Below are 18,211 nucleotides of genomic sequence, written 5' to 3'. Positions count from 1 at the left end.
GCGTCAGCGTGGCGACCGTCTCGTCAACGATTTGCGACGGCGCTCGCCGCAGGCGCCGGCGCGCGCCGCGGCCGCCGTCCCGTAACGCGGCAGGTCCGCAACCGTCTTGCCATGCGCGGCGAGAAGCGCAACGCGGACGAAGGCGATCTGGGCCTTCTCCTCGATGATCTCGGCTTCCATCGGCGGCCCGCCCTGCGGGAACAGCAGACCGGTTGCGCCCGAAATGATGTCGACATCGAGTTTGAACGAGTTGACGAACATCTGCGCGATCGGACCGACGGACATGAAGAGCAGAACCGCCAGAAGCGCGTAGAAGGCCGGGCTCTGGCGGTCGTAGGCCGGGATCGCCATGATCAGCCGGCCTCCCGCTCGACTTTCGCCGCGGCCCGTGCGGCGCGGGCCTCTGCGCTGGATCATGTCCGGAACATGAAGCAGTTCCGCAATGTGAGATGCATCGCCCCGAGGGCCGAGATCGAAATGGCGTTCAATCCCCTCCCGTTGTATCTCCGAACTTGTGGGAGCGGGTATCTTGGCATGGAGCCGGACTATGCTGTTTGCCTCTTCGAGGCCGTGGACGATTAGTGCGAAGTGCTGCCCGGAATCACGATGCACCACACGCCCGGACATTCCGTCGGGCACATCGCCGCGACCGTCGCCACGACGATGGGCGACATCGTCGTGGCGGACGACGCCATCTTCCAGGAACGCGACATGGAGCCGAACCCCGCCGAGGGTTGGCGCTACCGGGCGCCGGCGCGCTTCGTCGACTCGGTCGCCGGCTGGAGATCGGTCGAGGAGCTCGACAAGCGCGCCGACGTCATCCCGCCCTGCCACGACAGGATCGCCAACGCGCGCTCCGACGTCTTCCCCTACGAGGGGATGAAGCTGCGCAAGCGCCGGCATGTCATCCCCGGCGTCCAGTTCTATTTCGGCGACATGCCCGCCGCCGCGGTCGGCAGGGCGGCCGCGGCGATGAAGCCCGAGGACGTCGAAGTCTATCTGGCCGCGCTGACGCCGCCGACGACCGACCCGGCGTGAGGGCGTGGTCGCCTGCCTCGACAGGTTGGACTGCGTCGCGGAGCGCTTCGACGCGATCTTCCTGGACCAGTGGGGCGTGCCGCACGACGGCGGCCCGCCCATCCCAGGCGCGGTCGCGGCGCTGGAGCGCCTGCGCAGGGGGGAGAGGGGGGGCAGGCGCGCGCGCGGTTCCTGATGCATCAGGCGGATTTGATCGCGGCGAAGCTCACGGGGCGCGGGGGGGGGCTCGGACCATGGAAGCGCGCTGAAGACCGGCTTCAATCCCGCCGGCGCGGACTGGCCGGGCTGGTTCGACGAGACGGGCCTGCGTGGGGATCTGCCGCCGCAGGTCAGGCCGATCGGCGCCCCGCTTCATCCCGTCGACCGCGGCCTCGCCCGCGCCATCGGCCTGTCGCCGGACGCGATGGTCCATTCCGGCGCGACGGACAGCGTCGCGGCGCTTCTCGCCTGCGCGCCGATGCGCGAGGGCGCGGCGACGACGTCGCTCGGCACGACCCTGGCGGCCGAGATCCTCGGCCGAAATCGGATCGACGATCCCGAGATCGGCCTCTACGCGCACCGGGTCGGCGATTTCCGGCTGAATGGCGGTGCCTCTGACACCGGCGGCGGCGCGTCGCCGCAACTCTCCACGCTGGACGCGCTCAAGGCGCTGTCGGCGCGCATCGGGCCGAGCGTGCATCGCCGCTCGACGACTACCCGCTTCCGCGGTCGGGCGAGCGCTTCCCGATCGACGATCCCGACCTCGCGCCGCGTTTGACGCCGCGACCGGCGGACGACGTCGCCTTCCTGCATGGCGTTCTGGTGAGCATGGCCCGGATCGAGGCGCGCTGCTGCTCGGCCATCGCCGAGCGCGGCGGCGGATCGCCTGTCGCGCTCTTCACCGCAGGGGGCGGCGCCGCCAACGGGACCTCGACGCTGATCCGCGAAAGGGTCCTCGGAGCGCCCGTTCAGACCGCGCGGCACAGCGAGGCCGCATTCGGGGTCGCCCGTCTGCTGATCGGCGCCACCGCGCTGAGATCGACCTGACAGAAGCAGGTCCGAGGTGGGGATCGTTGTTCTCGAGAGGGAGACACTGGTGATCGATCCGCCCGGGTCGGCTTCGACGGCGCCTCTCCCGGGCGCTTGCGCCGCCCGAACCGCGCATGGGCGGCGCGCGCGCGGATGCTCTGTCGGCGGCGGGACGGGCGATGTTATCGTGAGGCATGAGAGAGATCGAGCCACATGCGGCGAGGCGCCGGATCTCCACCGGCGACCGCGCCGCGAAGCCGGGGAGGCGCGACGTCGCGCGCCGGATCGGATGGCTGACGGCTCGCGCCTCGCCTCCGTCGCGCCGCGGCGGCCCCCGCCGCGCGGGCGGGGTTCCCGGCGGGAGCGCGCCATGACCGGTCGCCGCGCCGCAGAGGACGATGAGGACGACGCCGGAGCGCCGGCCTCGATCTGGGCCTCGGAGGACGAGGAGGACGCGCTCGATCCGTTTCGGCTGATCGACCCCGACGTCTCGCCCGTCGATCCGATCCCCCGCTCGGCGCAACCGTCGCCCGATGTCTGGCGCGAAGCGGAGGCCGCGCTCGCCCGGCCGCTCGCGGCGGCGGCCGAGGCCTTCGCGCGTCTCGACGAGCGGCTGCGCGCCTGGGAGCCGGCCGACGCCCGCGCCGGCGTGGAGCGTCTCGCGCTCGAACAGGCCGCCGCGCTGGTCTGGGCTGAGGGGGCCCCCGTCGAGGTCGAGCGGCTGACGCTCTGGGCCGCCGCGCGAATCGGGCGGGCGGCGGAGGAAGATGCGGGCATGGCGCGCGCCGCCTGGGCCGCCCGACGGCTCGCGCGCGGGCGCTGGACGCTCGCCTCGCCGGCGGCGCTGGCGCGGTTCGAGGGACGCACGCCGCACGGCGGCGGCGATATTGGCGGGGACCGCGACGATCTCGGAGATCCCTGGGAGGCGTTCGCGCGCGTCCGGGGCGAGGCGTGGCTCGCGGCGGCGGAGGGCTGGGCGGCGGAGGTCCGCGGCCTGCGGGAGGCGCATCGGTTCACGCAGGCCTGCGTCGCCGAGCGCTTCTGGCGGCTGTCGCGGCTGTCCGAGGCGACGGCGGTCGTCGAGCCGGCGGTGGCGGCGATGAAGATCGCCGGTCGGGCGGGCAGGGGAGGGGCGCCCTTCGCGCCCCTCGCGCGGCGGCGGACCCAGGGCGGCGAGCGGCCGGTCGAGCGCTTGCGCGGCTTCTACGCCGACATCGCCGCCGGATGCGCCGAGGCGCTGGTCGTTCTCGAAAGGATGCAATTGTGGCGGGCGCGCGCCGAAGCCGGGATCGCCGGTCTCTCCGGACGCACGCCGCGCCGGCTGGTCGCGCTGCTGGCCGCCCGCGTCGCCGTCTCGGCGCAGGACGCCGCCGACGCGGCCGGGGTCTCGGTTTCGGCCGCGCAGCGCAACCTCGCCCTGCTCGCCGAGCGGGGCCTCGCCAGAGAGATCACCGGGCAGGGGCGCTTCAGGATGTGGGCGGCGTCGCGATGACGCCGCGCGGCGTCGCCCGCCCCTTCTGCGGCGCCCGGGGTCGGGCCGCGACGCGATGCGCCTTCGCGGCGACGCCGGACGAGGCGCGCAGGGCCGGGCGATCGCCTCTTTAACTGTTCCGTCCCTCGGCCCTACACTCTTCGCGCGCGCAGGCGCTGGGTCCGAAGGAGTTCGCCCGATGACCGAAACCGCCCCGCAGGTCCGCTTCGTTCTCGACGGCCGCGACGTCTCCGCCGATCCCGGTGAGACGATCTGGCGGGCGGCGAAGCGCGCGGGCGTCGACATTCCGCATCTCTGCCACCGCCCGGCGCCCGGCTACCGCCCCGACGGCAACTGCCGCGCCTGCATGGTCGAGATCGACGGCGAACGCGCGCTGGCGGCCTCCTGCATCCGCACGCCCACGGAGGGCATGGTCGTCCGGTCGGCCTCGGAGCGCGCGAAAAAGGCCCGCGCCATGGTGATCGAGCTTCTGCTGGCCGATCAGCCGCCGCGCGAGGCGGCCCGCGACCGCTCGAGCCATTTCTGGGCGATGGCGCAGGCGCAGGGCGTGGCGTCGAGCCGCTTTCCCGCCCGCGCGCCCGCCTCCGTTCCGCTGCTCGACGCGAGCCACGTCGCGATGCGGGTCAACCTCGACGCCTGCATCCACTGCAACCTCTGCGTCCGCGCATGCCGCGAAGTGCAGGTCAACGACGTGATCGGCATGGCCGGGCGCTCGCTGGACGAGAAGATCGTGTTCGACTTCGACGACCCGATGGGCGACTCGACCTGCGTCGCCTGCGGCGAATGCGTTCAGGCCTGCCCCACCGGCGCGCTCATGCCCGCCTCGATCATGGACGACGACGCCCAGCGCGGCGACGCCGGCGCGCGCGACGGCGTCGTGCGTTCGGTCTGCCCCTATTGCGGCGTCGGCTGCCAGCTCGACTACAACCTCCGCGACGGGCGGATCGCCTGGGTCGACGGCGCGCCGGGCCCCGCCAACCAGAACCGCCTCTGCGTCAAGGGCCGTTTCGGCTTCGACTATGTCGCCCATCCCCACCGCCTGACGACGCCGCTGATCCGCCGTGAGGACGCCCCCGCCAAGGGGCTGAACGTCGACCCGGCCAACCCTTGGACCCATTTCCGCGAAGCGACATGGGACGAGGCGCTCGACCGCGCCGCTCAGGGTTTCCTGAGCCTGCGCGCCAGCCATGGCGGCGGCGCGGTCGCGGGCTTCGGCTCGGCGAAATGCTCGAACGAGGAAGCCTATCTCTTCCAGAAGCTGATCCGGCAGGCCTTCGGCCACAACAATGTCGACCACTGCACCCGGCTCTGCCATGCGAGTTCCGTCGCGGCGCTGGTCGAGAACATCGGCTCCGCCGCCGTCACCGCCACGTTCAACGAGATCGAGAACGCCGACGCCGCCATCGTGATCGGCGCCAACCCGATCGAGAACCACCCGGTCGCCGCCACCTTTTTCAAGCAATTCGCCAAGCGCGGCGGCAAGCTGATCGTGATGGACCCGCGCGGCGTCGGCCTTGGGCGCCATGCGAGCCACATGCTCCAGTTCCGCCCGGGGACCGACGTCGCCCTGCTCAACGCCATCATGCATGCGATCGTCGAGGAGGACCTCTACGACCGCCAGTACATCGACGGCTTCACCGAGGGCTTCGCCGCGTTCCGCGAACACATCGCGGGCTTCCCGCCCGAGAAGATGGCCGAGATCTGCGGCGTCTCCGCGGCCGTGCTGCGCGACGTGGCCCGCACCTTCGCGGGCGCGCGCGCCGGCATGATCTTCTGGGGGATGGGGGTTTCGCAGCACATCCACGGCTCCGACAATTCCCGCTGCCTGATCTCGCTGGCGCTTCTTTGCGGCCATGTCGGGCGGCCCGGGACCGGCTTGCACCCCCTGCGCGGCCAGAACAACGTGCAGGGCGCCTCGGACGCCGGCCTGATCCCGATGGTGATGCCCGACTACCAGCCCGTCGGCGCGGAGGCGGTGCGCGAGCTGTTCCGCACGCTGTGGGGCGGCGTCGAGATCGCGCCGGAGCCCGGCCTGACCGTGGTCGAGATCGTCGACGCCATGGCGCGGGGCGAGATCCGCGGCATGTACATCCTCGGCGAGAACCCCGCCATGTCCGACCCCGATGTCGAGCATGCCCGCGAGGCCATCGCGACGCTCGAACACCTCGTGGTGCAGGACGTGTTCCTGACCGAGACCGCCTGCTTCGCCGACGTGATCCTGCCCGCCGCCGCATGGCCGGAGAAGACCGGCACGGTCACCAACACCAACCGGCAGGTCCAGATGGGCCGCAAAGCCGTCGAGCCGCCCGGCGCGGCGCGCCCCGACTGGGCGATCACCGTCGATCTCGCCCGCCGCCTCGGCCTTCATTGGCGCTACGCCCATCCCTCCGAGGTCTTCGCCGAGATGAAGCAGGCGATGCCGTCGCTCGACCACATCACCTGGGAGAGGCTGGAGCGGGAAGGGGCCGTCACCTATCCCTCGCTCGCCGACGACGATCCCGGCCAGCCGGTCGTCTTCGGCGACGGCTTCCCGCGCGCAGGCGGCCGCGCCCGCTTCACGCCCGCCGCCGTCACGCCCCCCGCCGAGACGCCCGACGCGGAGTATCCCTTCATCCTGATCACCGGCCGCCAACTCGAACACTGGCACACCGGCTCGATGACCCGTCGGGCGAGCGTGCTCGACGCGCTCGAGCCCGAGGCGACCTGTTCGCTCAACCCGCGCACCCTGCGCCGGCTCGGCGTCGCGCCCGGCGAGCTGATCCGGCTGACCACGCGCCGGGGCGCCATAACCCTCGCCGCCCGCGCCGACCGCGCCGTCGCGGAAGACGCCGTCTTCCTGCCCTTCGCCTTCGTCGAGGCCGCGGCGAACGTGCTGACCAACCCCGAACTCGACCCGGACGGCAAGATACCTGAGTTCAAGTTCGCCGCCGTCCGCGCCGAGCCCGCGGCGCAGCCGACCGCCGCGGAATAGCCCGGCCTAGAGCACTTCCTCCGGGAAGTGCCGCATCGCCAGACGGATCGGGTTCGGCGCCGCCTGTCCGAGCCCGCAGATCGAGGCGTCCTCCATCGTCGCCGCGAGCTCCGAAAGCAGCTCCGCGTCCCAGCGCTCCGCCTCCATCAACTGCACGGCCTTGGCGCAACCCACCCGGCAGGGCGTGCACTGTCCGCAGCTTTCATGCGCGAAGAACCGCAGCATGTTCAGCGCGGCCCCCCGCACGCTGTCCCTGTCCGACAGCACCACCACCGCCGCCGAGCCGATGAAGCTCCCATGCGGCTGAAGCATGTCGAAATCGAGCGGCACGTCGGCGAGGCTCGCCGGGAGGATGCCCGAGGAGGGGCCGCCTGGCTGATAGGCATTGAAGACATGCCCCTCCGCCATGCCCCCGGCGGCGGCGATCACGTCGCGGATCGTCGAGCCCGCCGGCAGCACGTGAACCCCCGGCGCCTTCACTCGTCCCGAGACCGAATAGGCCCGCAAGCCCCGCCGCCCGTTGCGCTCATGGGCGTTCAGCACCTCCGGCCCCTCGCGGCAGATACGCGCCACCCACCAGAGCGTTTCGACATTGTGCACGAGGGTCGGCCGCCCGAAGACGCCCTGCTGCGCCACATAGGGCGGGCGGTGGCGCGGCAGCCCGCGCTTGCCCTCGATCGACTCGATCATCGCGGATTCCTCGCCGCAGATATAGGCGCCCGCGCCGCGCCGCAGTTCGACATGGCCGGGCGGCGCGACGCCCGCCGCTTCCAGCGCGGCGATCTCGCGCCGGAGGATCTCCAGCACCGCAGGGTATTCGTCGCGCATATAGACGTAGCAGCGCTCCGCCTCGACGGCCCAGGCGGCGATCAGCGCGCCCTCCAGAACCAGATGAGGACGGCTTTCCAGCAACCAGCGGTCCTTGAACGTGCCCGGCTCGCCTTCGTCGCCATTGACGGCGAGACGGCGCGGCGCCGGCTCCGCCCGCACGAAGCTCCACTTCCGGCCCGATGGGAAGCCCGCGCCGCCGAAGCCGCGCAGCCCGGCGCGCAGCACGCTCTCCTGCACTTCGTCGGGCGTGCGTTCGCCGGCGCGCAGCGCCGTGAGCGTCGCGTAGCCGCCGCCCGCGCGATAGGCGTCGAGCCCCTCGTACTCCGGCAGGGCCGGCTCAACGGCACCCTTGCGCACCGCCTCCGTCACCGTCTCGGGGGAAGCCGGGGCGAGGTGGTTTCGCCCGACCGCCGCGACCGGGGCCGCATCGCAGCGGCCCATGCAGGGCGCCCGCAGCACCCGAACCGCCGCCGGGTCGAGCCCCGCCCGCAGCGCATCGGCGAGCGCGTCCGCGCCGGCCAGTGCGCAGGAGAGCGAGTCGCAGACGCGGATGGTCAGCGGCGGCGGCGGCGCCTCGCCGTCCCTCACCACGTCGAAATGGTGGTAGAAGGTCGCGACTTCATAGATCTCCGCCTGGGCGAGCCGCATCTCCTCGGCGAGCGCCCGCAGATGCGCCGCCGACAGATGTCCGTGCGCGTCCTGGATGCGGTGGAGATGCTCGATCAGCAGGTCGCGCCGCCGCGGCGCGTCGCCGAGCAGCGCCCGCACCTCGCCGAGCGCCGCATCGTCGAGTTGCCGCCCCTTCGGCGCGCTGCGCCCCTTGCCGCGCCCGGATTTCCAGACGCCTTTCGCATCGCTCACCGAGCGCCTCCTCCCTGATGTCGCCGCTCGCCGCCCGATTGCGCGGCCCCGGTCTTTCGCCATGGTCGGCCATGTTCCGCCGCCGCGGCCGCGCGAGCTTGCGCCGATTTGCGCCGCCCCGCCAGCCCGCCGAATTCGGGTTTCGACCCGGGACCCTCGCGCGACGGCGGAGTTGGCGCGCGCGGTCTTTCGTGCCAGCATCCGACGAGAACACGACAAATCGGGGGAGACGCGCATGCGCGGAGTTCTGGTCGGGCTTTGTCTCGCGGCGACGCCGCATCTCGCCGCCGCAGAGCCGGCCTGGCCCTGGCTGCGCGACGAACTTTTCGCGGACCGCGCGATCGAGGCCGCGTCCGGCGCGGTGACGCTCGACGCCCCGGCGCGCGCCGCCGACGACCGCGCCGTGCCGATCAGCGTCGCGGCGCAGCTTCCGCAGGGGGCCGCGATCCGGCGCATCTCTTTGCTGATCGACGACAACCCGGCCCCCGTCTCGGCGGTGATCGATCTGGCCGAGCCGCGCCGCGCCGCTTCCTTCGCCTTCACCATGCGCCTCAACGGTCCCTCGCCGGTCCGCGCCGTGGTCGAGAGCGCGGATGGCGCGCTGTTCATGGCCGAGACGCTGGTCAAAAGCTCGGGCCTCGGCGCCTGCGCGGCGCCGCCCGGCGTCGACGCCGTCGCTGCGATGGCGACGCTCGGCGACATGACCCTGATCGCCGACGCGCCCGGCCGGCTGCGGCTTTCGGTCAGCCATCCCAGCTATTCGGGGATGCAGATGGACCAGATCACGCTGCTCTACACGCCTGCGCGCCATGTCCGAACGCTGGAAGTCGGGGCGGACGAGGCGCCGCTGTTCACCGTGACCGGCTCGATCTCGCTGAGCGAGAACCCCGAATTCGGCTTCGACACGCCGCTGGGGGCGAACACGTTGCGCGTGCGCATGACCGACACCGACGGCGCCGCGTTCGAGCGGCGCTTCGCGCTCGGCGAGGGTTGAGCGCCGTCGCGGCGCCAGCCCGCCTCATGACCGATCGGACCGCCGGCCTTTCGATCGTCGGGCGCCTGCGGGTCGCGCTCGCAGCGCTGATCTGCGCGGTGGCGCTGTTCGCCGCGCTCGCGATCTGGGGCGCGAATGCGGCGATGCGCGAGGCCGCCGCCGCCGAGACCGCCTTCGCCCAACTGGAACGCGCCCGCGCCGTCGAGGCCGCCTTCAACCGCTATCTTCTGCGCGAGACTGAGCGGCGGCTCGACGGCGCGCTCGGGCCTGCCGAATCGCGCGAGGCGGCGGCGCTGCGCGGCGCGCTGCTGGTGTTCCGGCGCGCCGTGGAGGCCGATCTCGCGGCGCGCGACGCGGCGGGGCGCGAGGCGGGACGCGCGCGCCTCGTTCAGGCGACGGCGCTGGCCAATCTGTTCGAGCGGATCGAGACCGAGGCGATGCTCGACCGCGCGCGCGCCGACGGCGCCGATCCGGCGCGCTCGGCGCTGGAGTTCCTGTCGCTGATCGCGAGCGAGCGCGACCGCAGCTTCCGCGCCGTGATCGCGGAGGCGGTCGAGCGCGAACGCGCCGCCGCCGCCGCCGCGCTGGCGCGGCTCGAGGCATTGCGCGAGCGGCTGGGCGCCGCCGCGCTGGCGATGGCGCTGGCCGGGCTCGCCGCGGCGGCGCTGTTCGGGCGCGCCTTCTACCGCAGCCTGCTGCGCCCGATCGAGGGCCTCGCCGAAGCGGCCGAAGCCTTCGGCGCCGGCGCGCGCGACGCCCGCGCGCCGGCGCGGCTGCCCGGCGAGTTCGCGCTGCTCGGCGCGCGCTTCGACGCCATGGCCGAGACGATCGACGGCGAACAGGCCCGGCTCGAAGCCGAGGTCGCCGCGCGCACCGCCGCGCTGGAGGCCGCCAACGCCGAGTTGCGCCGCATCGACGGCCAGCGCCGCCGCTTCTTCGCCACGGTGAGCCACGAGCTGCGCACGCCCGTCACCGTCCTGCTCGGCGAGGCCCAGGTCGCGCTGCGCGGCGGCGCCGGCGAGGAGGGCGCGCGCGAGGCGCTCGGGCGGATCGCGGCGTCAGGGGGGTATCTGCGGCGCCGGCTCGACGACCTGCTCAGGCTCGCGCGCTCGGAGGACGGCGGGCTGTCGCTGACGCTGGGCCCTTGCGACCTGTCCGAGGCTGGGCGCGCCGCCGCGCAGGCCGCGCGCGCCTACGCCGCCGCCGCCGAGGTGTCGCTCGACTTCGACGCGCCCGAGGCGGCGCCCGCGCAGGGCGACGCGGAGGCGCTGCGGCAGGCCGCGCTCGCGCTGATCGACAACGCGGTCAAGCTCTCGCCGCCGGGCGGGACGGTCCGGGTCGCCGTGGCGAACGGGCCGGACGGTCCGAGCCTGTCGGTCGCCGACGACGGCCCCGGCTTCGGGGCGGGCGAGGCCGACGCGCTCTTCGAGCCCTACGTCCAAGGGGCGGCGGGGCGGCGTTCGGGGGGCGTCGGGCTCGGGCTCGCCGTGGTGCGCTGGATCGCGGCGCAGCATGGCGGCGCGGCGCAGGCGGCGAACCGGCCTGAAGGCGGCGCGATCGTGACGCTGCGCCTGCCGCCCCCACCGGCGGCGCAGACGCCCGCCGCGCTTGCGGTCGCGTCGTGACGGCCCCGCCCCGCCTGCTGCTCGTCGAGGACGACACCGGCATCGGCCGGATGCTCGAACGCGGGCTCGCCGCCGAGGGCTACGCGGTCGCATGGAGCCGCGACCTGCGCAGCGCCGTCGCGGCGGCGCGCGACGCGGTCCCCGACATCGTCGTGCTCGACCGGATGCTCCCCGACGGCGACGGCGTCGGCCTTTGCCGGGCGCTGCGCCGGTTCGGCGTGGCCGCCCCGGTGCTGATGCTCACCGCGCGCGACGCGCTCGAAGACAAGCTGGAGGGCTTCGACGCCGGCGCCGACGACTATCTCGCCAAGCCCTTCGAGTTCGACGAGCTTCTCGCCCGCCTCGCCGCCCTGCGCCGGCGCGGCGTCGCCCCTGCGGCGGAGCTGACGCTGCATGAAGGCTCGCGGTCCATGATCTGGGGCGCGCGCCGCGTGCGCCTCACCCCGCGCGAATGGAAGCTGATGCGGCTGCTGCGCGAGCGCGCCGGCGAGCCGACGAGCCGCGCGGCGCTGATCTCCGAGGCGTGGGGCGCGCCCGGCGAGGTCTCGGAGAACGCGGTGGATGTCTATATCGGCTATCTGCGCCGCAAGCTCGCCGAGGTCGGCGCGCCGGCGCGGATCGAGACGGTTCGCGGCGTCGGCTTCATGCTCGCGCCATGAAGGGATGCGCAGGCGATCCGCCGTGATATTGTCCATTCCGCAAAGGGGCGAAACCCCGCGACAACAAGCTGCAGAAAATGGAGAGGTGAGGAACATGTCCACAGAAACCGCCGCGAAGTCGCCGTCGCTCATGCCTGTGGCGGCCGCGCTGTTCGTCGGTCTTATCGCCGGCGCCGTGTTCTCGGGCGGCGACGGGGCGGCGAGGAAGGTCCAACGCGAGGCGACTGCGCGGATCGCAGCCGTCGAGGCCGCCGTCGGAGAGCAGATCGCCGCCGCGACGGCCTCTGCGCAGGGCGCCGCCGACACCGCCGCCGCGGCCGCGACGCAACAGCTCGCCGCGATGGAGGCGGCGCTCGCCGAGGCTCGCGATGCGGGCGCGGCCGAGGTCGCGGCGCTGCGTGCGGAGGTCGAGGCGCTGACCGGCCGGATCGAGGCGATGGCGGCCGAGACGGTCGCCGCCGCGCCGGAGCCCCCTGTGGCGGAGGCGCCGCCTCCGCAGGACGCCGCCGCTGCCGAGCCCGGCTCGGAGGCGCGCGACCTCGCGCTGACGGTCGGGCAGACGGGCTCGGTCGGCGGCGTGCCGGTGTTTCTCTCGCGCTACAGCGAGGAGACGGAGGAGGCGTGGCTCGTGGTGGTCGGCTCGGGCCCGCGCAAGGTTGGGGCGCATTCCGGGCCGGTCACGCTGTCGAACGGCTGCGAGCTCGCCTTCGGCGGCATCGAAGGGCGGATCGCGCGGATCGGCGTGACCTGCCCCTGAGGCCGCCTACGGCCCGACGAAAGCGCGCGGATCCGCAGTCCGCGCGGTTGAGCGTCAGCGTCGCGTTGGCGAACCCGGCGTCAGAACAGATCGCCGCTCTCTTCTTCGGCTGGGAAATACATGTTGATTTCCATGCCGCAGGAGACTTCTTCAATGATCGGAGCAGTCCACGCCATAGCGCCCTCCCATGTTTCCGGCCTGTTCGCGGCGCGGATGTGCGGCGCGCCGCGACAGGCTTCGCCGAGTTCGCGCGCCAGTCAAGCGAAACGGCGCGGACCTCTCTGAAACCCTCATTTCATGAGAGCGGCGCGATGGGAGGCGGTCGTCGCTTCGCGCCGCATTTTTCGGTATTTTGCGGTATCATGAAACCAGAGCGCGCATGACGCGCCAGCCGACACAGGCTGTGGGGGGAGGATCGGCGATGTCTCATGCGGCTCTGGCTGCGCTCGGTTTCACCATCGGCCTCGCCGCGCTCGGAGCGCCGGAGGCGGGTCGCGCGCAGTCCGCGGTCATGGGGTCGCGCGCGGGCCCCGAACAGTCGGGCCAGAGTTGGGGCGAACTGGCGGAGGCGTTGTTTCCAGGTCGCGCCATCGCGCCGGGCGGCGAGATGATCGTCATCGACGCGCCCTATCGCGCCCATGACGCCGCGACGGTTCCGGTCGAGATCGACATCGTCCCGCCGCTCGGGCGGGTGGTGTCGCGCTTCACGCTGCTCGTGGACGAGAACCCCGCGCCGGTGGCGGCCGAGTTCGAGGTGGGGCCGGGCATCGGCCGGAAGGTCGAGCTCGCGACCCGGCTGCGCATCGACGCCTATTCCAATGTGCGCGTCGTCGCCGAGCTCGACGACGGGTCGCTGCACCAGTCGGCGGTGTTCGTGAAGGCGTCGGGCGGGTGTTCGGCGCCGGCGATGAAGAACGCCGACGAGGCGGTGGCGGCGGTCGGGCGGATGAAGCTGCGCGCCTTCTACGCCGGGGCGGGGACCGCCGCCGGGGCGCTCTCCGAGGCGCAGCTGATGATCCGCCACCCCAATCATTCGGGCTTCCAGATGGATCAGGTCAGCCTGCTGACCATTCCGCCCTGGTTCGTCGACGAGATCGAGGTGCGGCAGGGCGGCGAACTCGTGCTGCGCGTCGAGGGCGGCATCTCGCTGTCGGAAGACCCCTCGCTGCGCTTCCGCTATGTTCCCAACGGCGCCGGGGCCTTCGCGGTGCGCGTCGAGGACACGTCGAAAGGGGTGTTCGAGGCGGTTTTCCCCCTTTCCGGGACCTGACCGGGTCGCGCGCTCAGAAGCAGATGATGTCGGCCTCGGCCTGCGCGCGCCGAAGATTCGAGACCGACTCCTTCGCCTCGGCGGCGTTGCGGAACACCCCCGTCCGCTCGCCCCCGAGCTGGCGCATGCGCAGCACCGTCTCGGCTGAGACGTAGCGGTCATAAGGCAGCACCGAGGCGATGTGGTCGATCGAGCAGGCGCAGTGTTCGAGCGCCTGCCGCGTGTTCCCGTTCGCCGCCATGCAGCCGAAGACGTAATCCGCACGCGCAACCGTCGGGTAGTCGTTCAAATCCTGCGCAGCCGTTTGCGCGGCGGCGAGGGCCGCGAGCGCGGCGGCGAGGGCCAGTTTAACGGGCATCGCGCGTGAACTCCTCCAGGTAGCCGGCCCCCGTCGCTTCGGCGCGCAGCGTCTCGACCATGCCGGGGGCGTCGTCGCTCAACACGAAGGTCAGCGTCAGCCCGGCGAAGCCGCCGAGCCGCTCGGCCTCGGGCAGACCGGCGAAGGGGCGGGCGACCAGCGCGCCGTTCTCCGCGGCGATGCGGTCGCGCAGCGATTCCCGTATCCGGTTGCGCAGATAGTAGCCGCCCCCGCCGGTCGCGTCGCCGACGCTGCGCAGCGCGCTCTCGAGAAACACCATCAGCATGGGATTGCCCGAGAGCTGCTCGAACTCCAACGTGCGCGCATGTGAGGCGGCGCCGATCGTGACGGTAGAGGCGCGCTCGGCGCGCTTCTCCAGCGTCGCCGGCTCGGACAGGTCCGGCCCGACCCCCAGCCCTTCGGGGCTTCGGCGGATATGGGCGTAGCGCACGCTGTCGCCGACCGCGAGATTGGCCAGATGCGGCGTGGCGAACAGAAGATCGGCGGGCGACGGCTCGGGAACCGCGACGGAGACGACCGGGGGCGCGGCCTGCGCGGCGCTCTCGCCCGGAAGCGAAACCCCTCCGAACAAGCATGCGCACAGGACCGCGAAAGACCGAAACGGCGCTGACCCTGCATGGCGCATCGGCTATCCTCCCTCGTTTTGTTTGTTCGTTTCGCCACCCTATGTTTGAATTCGCATGAGCGGCAAGGGGCCGACAGAGGGGGAACCATGGAGTTGATCGTCGTCGCCTGCCTCGTCGGCGCGCCCGCGACCTGCGCCGAGCACCGTCTGCGCCTCGACGTGATGGGGCTCGACGCCGCCCAATGCGTCTATTCCTCGCCGCCGCGCATCGCCCGCTGGCAGGTCGAGCATCCGAAATGGAAGGTCAAGGGATGGCGCTGCGCCCGGACCGCGGCGGACGAGTTCGCCTGACGCGCCCGGCGCGCCGGTTGCGTCCCACTGCGCCATCGCCTTCTTGGCGCCCTGCTCAAACCTGATAGGCTCCGCCCCAATCGCGCCCGGCAAGGGGCGCCGAAGCAAAGGGGGAGACGTCATGAGAACGCGCGCAGCGGTCGCCTGGAAGGCCGGGGAGCCCTTGGACGTGACCGAGGTGGAGCTCGACGGGCCGCGCCAGGGCGAAGTTCTGGTCGAGATCAAGGCGACGGGCATCTGCCACACCGACGAATTCACCCTCTCGGGCGCCGACCCCGAAGGCCTGTTTCCGGCGATCCTCGGCCATGAGGGCGCCGGCGTGGTCGTCGATGTCGGGCCCGGCGTGACGTCGCTCAAGAAGGGCGACCACGTAATCCCGCTCTACACGCCGGAATGCCGCGAGTGCGACTACTGTCTGCACCCCAAGACCAATCTCTGCCAGTCGATCCGCACGACGCAGGGCAAGGGACTGATGCCCGACGGCACATCGCGCTTCAAGACGCTCGATGGCGACCCGATCCTGCACTACATGGGTTGCTCGACCTTCTCGAACTACACGGTGCTGCCCGAAATCGCGCTGGCGAAAATCCGCGAGGACGCGCCCTTCGACAAGGTCTGCTACATCGGCTGCGGCGTAACCACCGGCATCGGGGCGGTCATCTACACCGCCAAGGTCGAGATCGGCTCGCGCTGCGTGGTGTTCGGCCTCGGCGGCATCGGGCTGAACGTGATCCAGGGCCTTCGGCTGGCGGGCGCCGACCAGATCGTGGGCGTCGACCTCAACCCGTCCAAGAAGGAGATGGCCGAGCGCTTCGGCATGACCGATTTCGTCAACCCGGCGGAAGTGGAGGGCGACCTAGTGCCCTACCTGGTCAATCTCACCAAGGGCGGGGCGGACTACACCTTCGACGCCACGGGCAATGTGAAGGTGATGCGCTCGGCGCTGGAATGCGCGCACAAGGGCTGGGGCACCTCCGTGATCATCGGCGTGGCGCCGGCGGGGGCCGAGATCAGCACGCGGCCGTTCCAGCTCGTGACGGGGCGGACCTGGAAGGGCACCGCGTTCGGCGGCGCGCGCGGCCGCACCGACGTCCCGAAGATCGTCGACTGGTACATGGACGGCAAGATCGAGATCGACCCGATGATCACCCATGTCCTGCCGCTCGAGCGCATCAACGAGGGCTTCGACCTGATGCACGAGGGCAAGTCGATCCGCGCCGTCGTCGCCTACTGACGCCGGCCCGACGCGACCCATCGGACCCGGCCCCGCCCAGCGCGGGTCAGGCGGCGCAGACTCTGAAAGCTGGAGAGAGACCATGGAGATCCTGTCCGAGGATCGCTGCTTCGGCGGCGTGCAGGGCGTCTATCGCCACGACTCCGAGACTGTCGGCGTCCCGATGACCTTCGCGGTCTACATGCCGCCGCAGGCGGCGCAGGGCCCGGTCCCCGTGCTGTGGTATCTCTCCGGCCTGACCTGCACGCATGAGAACGCCATGATCAAGGCGGGCGCGCAGGGCTGGGCGGCCGAGCGCGGCCTCGCGCTGGTGTTTCCCGACACCTCGCCGCGCGGCGAGGGCGTGGCCGACGACGCGGCCTACGATCTGGGGCAGGGGGCGGGCTTCTACGTCGATGCGACCCAAGCGCCCTGGGCCCCGCAATTCCGCATGTATTCCTATGTGACCTGCGAGCTTCAGGCGCTGGTGACGCGCGAGTTCGCCGTCGAGTCCGGGCGGCAGGGGATCACCGGGCATTCGATGGGGGGGCATGGCGCGCTGACGCTGGCGATGCGCCACCCCGACCTCTACCGTTCGCTCTCCGCCTTCGCGCCGATCTGCCTGCCGTCGGGGTCGGACTGGGGCCGCAAGCAGCTCGGCGCCTATCTCGGCCCCGACGAGGACGCATGGCGCGCCCATGACGCGACGATGCTGATGCGCGACCGGGGCTGGCCGCGCGACCTGCTGATCGATCAGGGGACCGAGGACCAGTTCCTCGACCTGCTCAAGCCCGAGGCGCTGGCCGCCGCCATCGCGACCCGTCGCCAGCCGGCGACGTTCCGGATGCAGGCGGGCTGCAACCACAGCTACTGGTTCGTCGCCTCGTTCATGCGCGACCATATGAATTGGCACGCCGACCGCCTCTGACCCGGACGGCGCGGCGATGTGGGAGATCCTGCTGACCACCTGCCTCGCCCTAGACTCCGGCCAGTGCGCGACCGAGCGGCGCGAGGGCGGCGCGACTTACGAAGAATGCCGCGCCCGCGCCGAGAAGCTGATCCCGCCGCCGGGCTGGGACGCGCAGGCCTGGCCCTGCGTCGAGGTCGGCGCATCTCCCGCCATGCCCGTCACCGAGATCGCGCCGGGCGTGTTCGTCCGCCGCGGCGCGCATGCGGAGATCGGCCCGGAGAATGGCGGCGCCGTCGCCAACGCCGGATTCGTGATCGGCGAGCGGGCTGTCGCGGTGATCGACGCGGGCGGGGCCCTCGCCGATGGCGCGGCGTTGCGGGCGGCGATCCGCGCGCGCACCGACCTGCCGATCCGCTGGGTGGCGCTGACCCACATGCACCCCGACCATGTGCTCGGCGCCGCCGCTTTCGTCGAGGAGGGGGCGACGGTGATCGGCCACGCCAACTTGCCCCGGGCGCTGGCCGCGCGCGCCGAGAGCTACCGCGCCGCCGCCGACCGCGCGCTCGGCGGGCAATTCGGCGCGGCGACCGTCGTCTTGCCCGACGAGACCGTGGCGGCGACGCGCGACATCGACCTCGGCGGGCGCATCCTGCGGCTTGAGGCGCATCCGGCTGCGCACACCGACAACGACATGAGCGTGCGCGATCTGGCGACGGATACGTGGTTCGTCGGCGATCTGGTGTTCAAGGGGCATTTCCCCAGCCTCGACGGCGCGCTCAACGGCTGGATCGCGACGCTCGACGCGATGGCCGCGCGCCCCGCCGCCCGGATCGTCCCGGGTCACGGCCCGGTCGCAGCGCCGTGGCCCGAGTCGGCGGCCCCCTTGCGCGCCTATCTGGAGGATCTGCGCGCCGCGGCGCGCGCCTCCGTGGCGCGCGGCGAGCCGATGCTCTCGGCCGTCCGCGCGATCGCGGCGCAGGCCCCGCCCGGCTGGACGCTCGCCGAGGCCTTCGCAGAGCGCAACGCCACGGCGGCGATCCGCGAGATGGAGTGGGAGTAGCCCGCGGCCGCTCCGGGCGAGCAGGCGCCCTCTCTGCGCGAGACAGGATTTCCATGAGAGGATTGTAAGAAAAGGTTGCGGCGACGGGAAAGCCGCGTAGCATCGAAAACGGGAACCGCTCCGATCCGGCATCAGATCGAAGCGCCCTGGCGGTCATCGGGCCGTCGAACGAACGAATGCACCGGATGGCTCGACAAGAAGCCTTAAACCGGGCGCTTAGGTGAGGA

At 72.2% G+C, this 18,211-nt stretch carries 19 protein-coding genes; 14 read left to right on the top strand and 5 right to left on the bottom strand.

The annotated features are described in order from the left end of the window. Window positions 1-3: 3 nt before the first annotated feature. Window positions 4-627 (bottom strand): hypothetical protein, encoded by a 624-nt coding sequence (locus tag V7Q31_RS10540; RefSeq protein WP_333833797.1) that lies wholly within the window; start codon window positions 625-627, stop codon window positions 4-6. On the opposite strand from V7Q31_RS10540, the gene V7Q31_RS10535 reads away from it, so the two are divergent. The 5 genes from V7Q31_RS10535 (at window position 607) to fdhF (ending at window position 6,509) form a co-directional block, all read left to right on the top strand. Next, window positions 607-1,038: a hypothetical protein gene (locus V7Q31_RS10535; protein ID WP_333833795.1), complete on the top strand. Its 432-nt coding sequence runs from the start codon at window positions 607-609 to the stop codon at window positions 1,036-1,038. The genes V7Q31_RS10540 and V7Q31_RS10535 overlap by 21 nt on opposite strands. A gap of 457 nt (window positions 1,039-1,495) precedes the next feature. Next, window positions 1,496-1,795, top strand: a complete 300-nt coding sequence (locus V7Q31_RS10530; RefSeq protein ID WP_333833793.1) for a hypothetical protein — start codon at window positions 1,496-1,498, stop codon at window positions 1,793-1,795. Beyond that, window positions 1,792-2,064 (top strand): hypothetical protein, encoded by a 273-nt coding sequence (locus V7Q31_RS10525; protein ID WP_333833791.1) that lies wholly within the window; start codon window positions 1,792-1,794, stop codon window positions 2,062-2,064. The genes V7Q31_RS10530 and V7Q31_RS10525 overlap by 4 nt, the downstream gene beginning before the upstream one ends. Before the next feature lie 352 nt (window positions 2,065-2,416). Next, on the top strand, window positions 2,417-3,538 hold the full coding sequence (locus V7Q31_RS10520) for a hypothetical protein (protein ID WP_333833790.1): 1,122 nt from the start codon (window positions 2,417-2,419) through the stop codon (window positions 3,536-3,538). 178 nt (window positions 3,539-3,716) lie between these two features. Beyond that, window positions 3,717-6,509, top strand: coding sequence for a formate dehydrogenase subunit alpha (gene fdhF / locus V7Q31_RS10515; RefSeq protein ID WP_333833787.1), 2,793 nt, complete (start codon window positions 3,717-3,719; stop codon window positions 6,507-6,509). Window positions 6,510-6,515: 6 nt separating this feature from the next. On the opposite strand, the gene V7Q31_RS10510 is transcribed toward fdhF, so the two are convergent. Beyond that, window positions 6,516-8,264 carry an NAD(P)H-dependent oxidoreductase subunit E gene (locus V7Q31_RS10510; protein ID WP_333833785.1) on the bottom strand — a complete coding sequence of 583 codons (1,749 nt, stop codon included), beginning with the start codon at window positions 8,262-8,264 and terminating at the stop codon, window positions 6,516-6,518. 172 nt (window positions 8,265-8,436) lie between these two features. On the opposite strand from V7Q31_RS10510, the gene V7Q31_RS10505 reads away from it, so the two are divergent. The 4 genes from V7Q31_RS10505 to V7Q31_RS10490 all read left to right on the top strand — a co-directional run bounded on the left by V7Q31_RS10505 (window position 8,437) and on the right by V7Q31_RS10490 (window position 12,236). Further along, on the top strand, window positions 8,437-9,195 hold the full coding sequence (locus V7Q31_RS10505) for a quinoprotein dehydrogenase-associated SoxYZ-like carrier (RefSeq protein WP_333833784.1): 759 nt from the start codon (window positions 8,437-8,439) through the stop codon (window positions 9,193-9,195). Window positions 9,196-9,221: 26 nt separating this feature from the next. Then, on the top strand, window positions 9,222-10,820 hold the full coding sequence (locus V7Q31_RS10500) for a sensor histidine kinase (protein WP_333833783.1): 1,599 nt from the start codon (window positions 9,222-9,224) through the stop codon (window positions 10,818-10,820). Further along, window positions 10,817-11,479: a response regulator transcription factor gene (locus tag V7Q31_RS10495; protein ID WP_333833781.1), complete on the top strand. Its 663-nt coding sequence runs from the start codon at window positions 10,817-10,819 to the stop codon at window positions 11,477-11,479. The genes V7Q31_RS10500 and V7Q31_RS10495 overlap by 4 nt, the downstream gene beginning before the upstream one ends. A 94-nt stretch (window positions 11,480-11,573) precedes the next feature. Continuing rightward, entirely contained in the window at window positions 11,574-12,236 is a 663-nt protein-coding gene (locus V7Q31_RS10490; protein ID WP_333833779.1) for a hypothetical protein, read from the top strand. A gap of 80 nt (window positions 12,237-12,316) precedes the next feature. Here the strand turns inward: V7Q31_RS10490 and pqqA are convergent, their stop codons facing one another. Continuing rightward, window positions 12,317-12,412 carry a pyrroloquinoline quinone precursor peptide PqqA gene (pqqA, locus tag V7Q31_RS10485; protein WP_333833777.1) on the bottom strand — a complete coding sequence of 32 codons (96 nt, stop codon included), beginning with the start codon at window positions 12,410-12,412 and terminating at the stop codon, window positions 12,317-12,319. Window positions 12,413-12,657: 245 nt separating this feature from the next. On the opposite strand from pqqA, the gene V7Q31_RS10480 reads away from it, so the two are divergent. Continuing rightward, entirely contained in the window at window positions 12,658-13,506 is an 849-nt protein-coding gene (locus V7Q31_RS10480; RefSeq protein WP_333833775.1) for a quinoprotein dehydrogenase-associated SoxYZ-like carrier, read from the top strand. Window positions 13,507-13,519: 13 nt separating this feature from the next. Here the strand turns inward: V7Q31_RS10480 and V7Q31_RS10475 are convergent, their stop codons facing one another. Together V7Q31_RS10475 and V7Q31_RS10470 are read right to left on the bottom strand one after the other, a co-directional pair. Continuing rightward, window positions 13,520-13,864, bottom strand: a complete 345-nt coding sequence (locus V7Q31_RS10475) for a hypothetical protein (RefSeq protein WP_333833773.1) — start codon at window positions 13,862-13,864, stop codon at window positions 13,520-13,522. After that, complete coding sequence (locus V7Q31_RS10470) at window positions 13,854-14,456, bottom strand: hypothetical protein (RefSeq protein WP_333833772.1); 603 nt, start codon at window positions 14,454-14,456, stop codon at window positions 13,854-13,856. Before V7Q31_RS10470 ends, V7Q31_RS10475 begins: the two co-directional genes overlap by 11 nt. Window positions 14,457-14,597: 141 nt before the next feature. On the opposite strand from V7Q31_RS10470, the gene V7Q31_RS10465 reads away from it, so the two are divergent. From V7Q31_RS10465 to V7Q31_RS10450, 4 genes are all read left to right on the top strand, one after another. Beyond that, entirely contained in the window at window positions 14,598-14,801 is a 204-nt protein-coding gene (locus V7Q31_RS10465; RefSeq protein ID WP_333833771.1) for a hypothetical protein, read from the top strand. Between the two features lie 121 nt (window positions 14,802-14,922). Beyond that, window positions 14,923-16,035 carry an S-(hydroxymethyl)glutathione dehydrogenase/class III alcohol dehydrogenase gene (locus V7Q31_RS10460; protein ID WP_333833770.1) on the top strand — a complete coding sequence of 371 codons (1,113 nt, stop codon included), beginning with the start codon at window positions 14,923-14,925 and terminating at the stop codon, window positions 16,033-16,035. An 82-nt stretch (window positions 16,036-16,117) separates the two neighbouring features. Next, window positions 16,118-16,942, top strand: coding sequence for an S-formylglutathione hydrolase (gene fghA, locus V7Q31_RS10455; RefSeq protein ID WP_333833769.1), 825 nt, complete (start codon window positions 16,118-16,120; stop codon window positions 16,940-16,942). 16 nt (window positions 16,943-16,958) lie between these two features. Beyond that, entirely contained in the window at window positions 16,959-17,984 is a 1,026-nt protein-coding gene (locus tag V7Q31_RS10450; protein WP_333833767.1) for a quinoprotein relay system zinc metallohydrolase 2, read from the top strand. The last annotated feature ends 227 nt before the right edge of the window (window positions 17,985-18,211 follow it).

The sequence above is a fragment of the Rubrimonas sp. genome (genome assembly GCF_036788415.1).
Lineage (GTDB): Bacteria > Pseudomonadota > Alphaproteobacteria > Rhodobacterales > Rhodobacteraceae > Rubrimonas.
Note: the sequence above shows the minus strand (reverse complement) of the source record. Positions and strands in the feature narration are given on the sequence as shown.

What these genes read in the sequence shown, in the direction of transcription:
- V7Q31_RS10535 (WP_333833795.1), top strand. Translation starts at nt 607, where the DNA reads ATGCACCACACGCCCGGACATTCCGTCGGGCACATCGCCGCGACCGTC.
- V7Q31_RS10540 (WP_333833797.1), bottom strand. Translation starts at nt 627, where the DNA reads ATGTCCGGGCGTGTGGTGCATCGTGATTCCGGGCAGCACTTCGCACTA.
- V7Q31_RS10530 (WP_333833793.1), top strand. Translation starts at nt 1,496, where the DNA reads ATGCGCGAGGGCGCGGCGACGACGTCGCTCGGCACGACCCTGGCGGCC.
- V7Q31_RS10520 (WP_333833790.1), top strand. Translation starts at nt 2,417, where the DNA reads ATGACCGGTCGCCGCGCCGCAGAGGACGATGAGGACGACGCCGGAGCG.
- fdhF (WP_333833787.1), top strand. Translation starts at nt 3,717, where the DNA reads ATGACCGAAACCGCCCCGCAGGTCCGCTTCGTTCTCGACGGCCGCGAC.
- V7Q31_RS10510 (WP_333833785.1), bottom strand. Translation starts at nt 8,264, where the DNA reads ATGGCGAAAGACCGGGGCCGCGCAATCGGGCGGCGAGCGGCGACATCA.
- V7Q31_RS10505 (WP_333833784.1), top strand. Translation starts at nt 8,437, where the DNA reads ATGCGCGGAGTTCTGGTCGGGCTTTGTCTCGCGGCGACGCCGCATCTC.
- V7Q31_RS10500 (WP_333833783.1), top strand. Translation starts at nt 9,222, where the DNA reads ATGACCGATCGGACCGCCGGCCTTTCGATCGTCGGGCGCCTGCGGGTC.
- V7Q31_RS10490 (WP_333833779.1), top strand. Translation starts at nt 11,574, where the DNA reads ATGTCCACAGAAACCGCCGCGAAGTCGCCGTCGCTCATGCCTGTGGCG.
- pqqA (WP_333833777.1), bottom strand. Translation starts at nt 12,412, where the DNA reads ATGGCGTGGACTGCTCCGATCATTGAAGAAGTCTCCTGCGGCATGGAA.
- V7Q31_RS10480 (WP_333833775.1), top strand. Translation starts at nt 12,658, where the DNA reads ATGTCTCATGCGGCTCTGGCTGCGCTCGGTTTCACCATCGGCCTCGCC.
- V7Q31_RS10475 (WP_333833773.1), bottom strand. Translation starts at nt 13,864, where the DNA reads ATGCCCGTTAAACTGGCCCTCGCCGCCGCGCTCGCGGCCCTCGCCGCC.
- V7Q31_RS10465 (WP_333833771.1), top strand. Translation starts at nt 14,598, where the DNA reads ATGGAGTTGATCGTCGTCGCCTGCCTCGTCGGCGCGCCCGCGACCTGC.
- V7Q31_RS10460 (WP_333833770.1), top strand. Translation starts at nt 14,923, where the DNA reads ATGAGAACGCGCGCAGCGGTCGCCTGGAAGGCCGGGGAGCCCTTGGAC.
- fghA (WP_333833769.1), top strand. Translation starts at nt 16,118, where the DNA reads ATGGAGATCCTGTCCGAGGATCGCTGCTTCGGCGGCGTGCAGGGCGTC.
- V7Q31_RS10450 (WP_333833767.1), top strand. Translation starts at nt 16,959, where the DNA reads ATGTGGGAGATCCTGCTGACCACCTGCCTCGCCCTAGACTCCGGCCAG.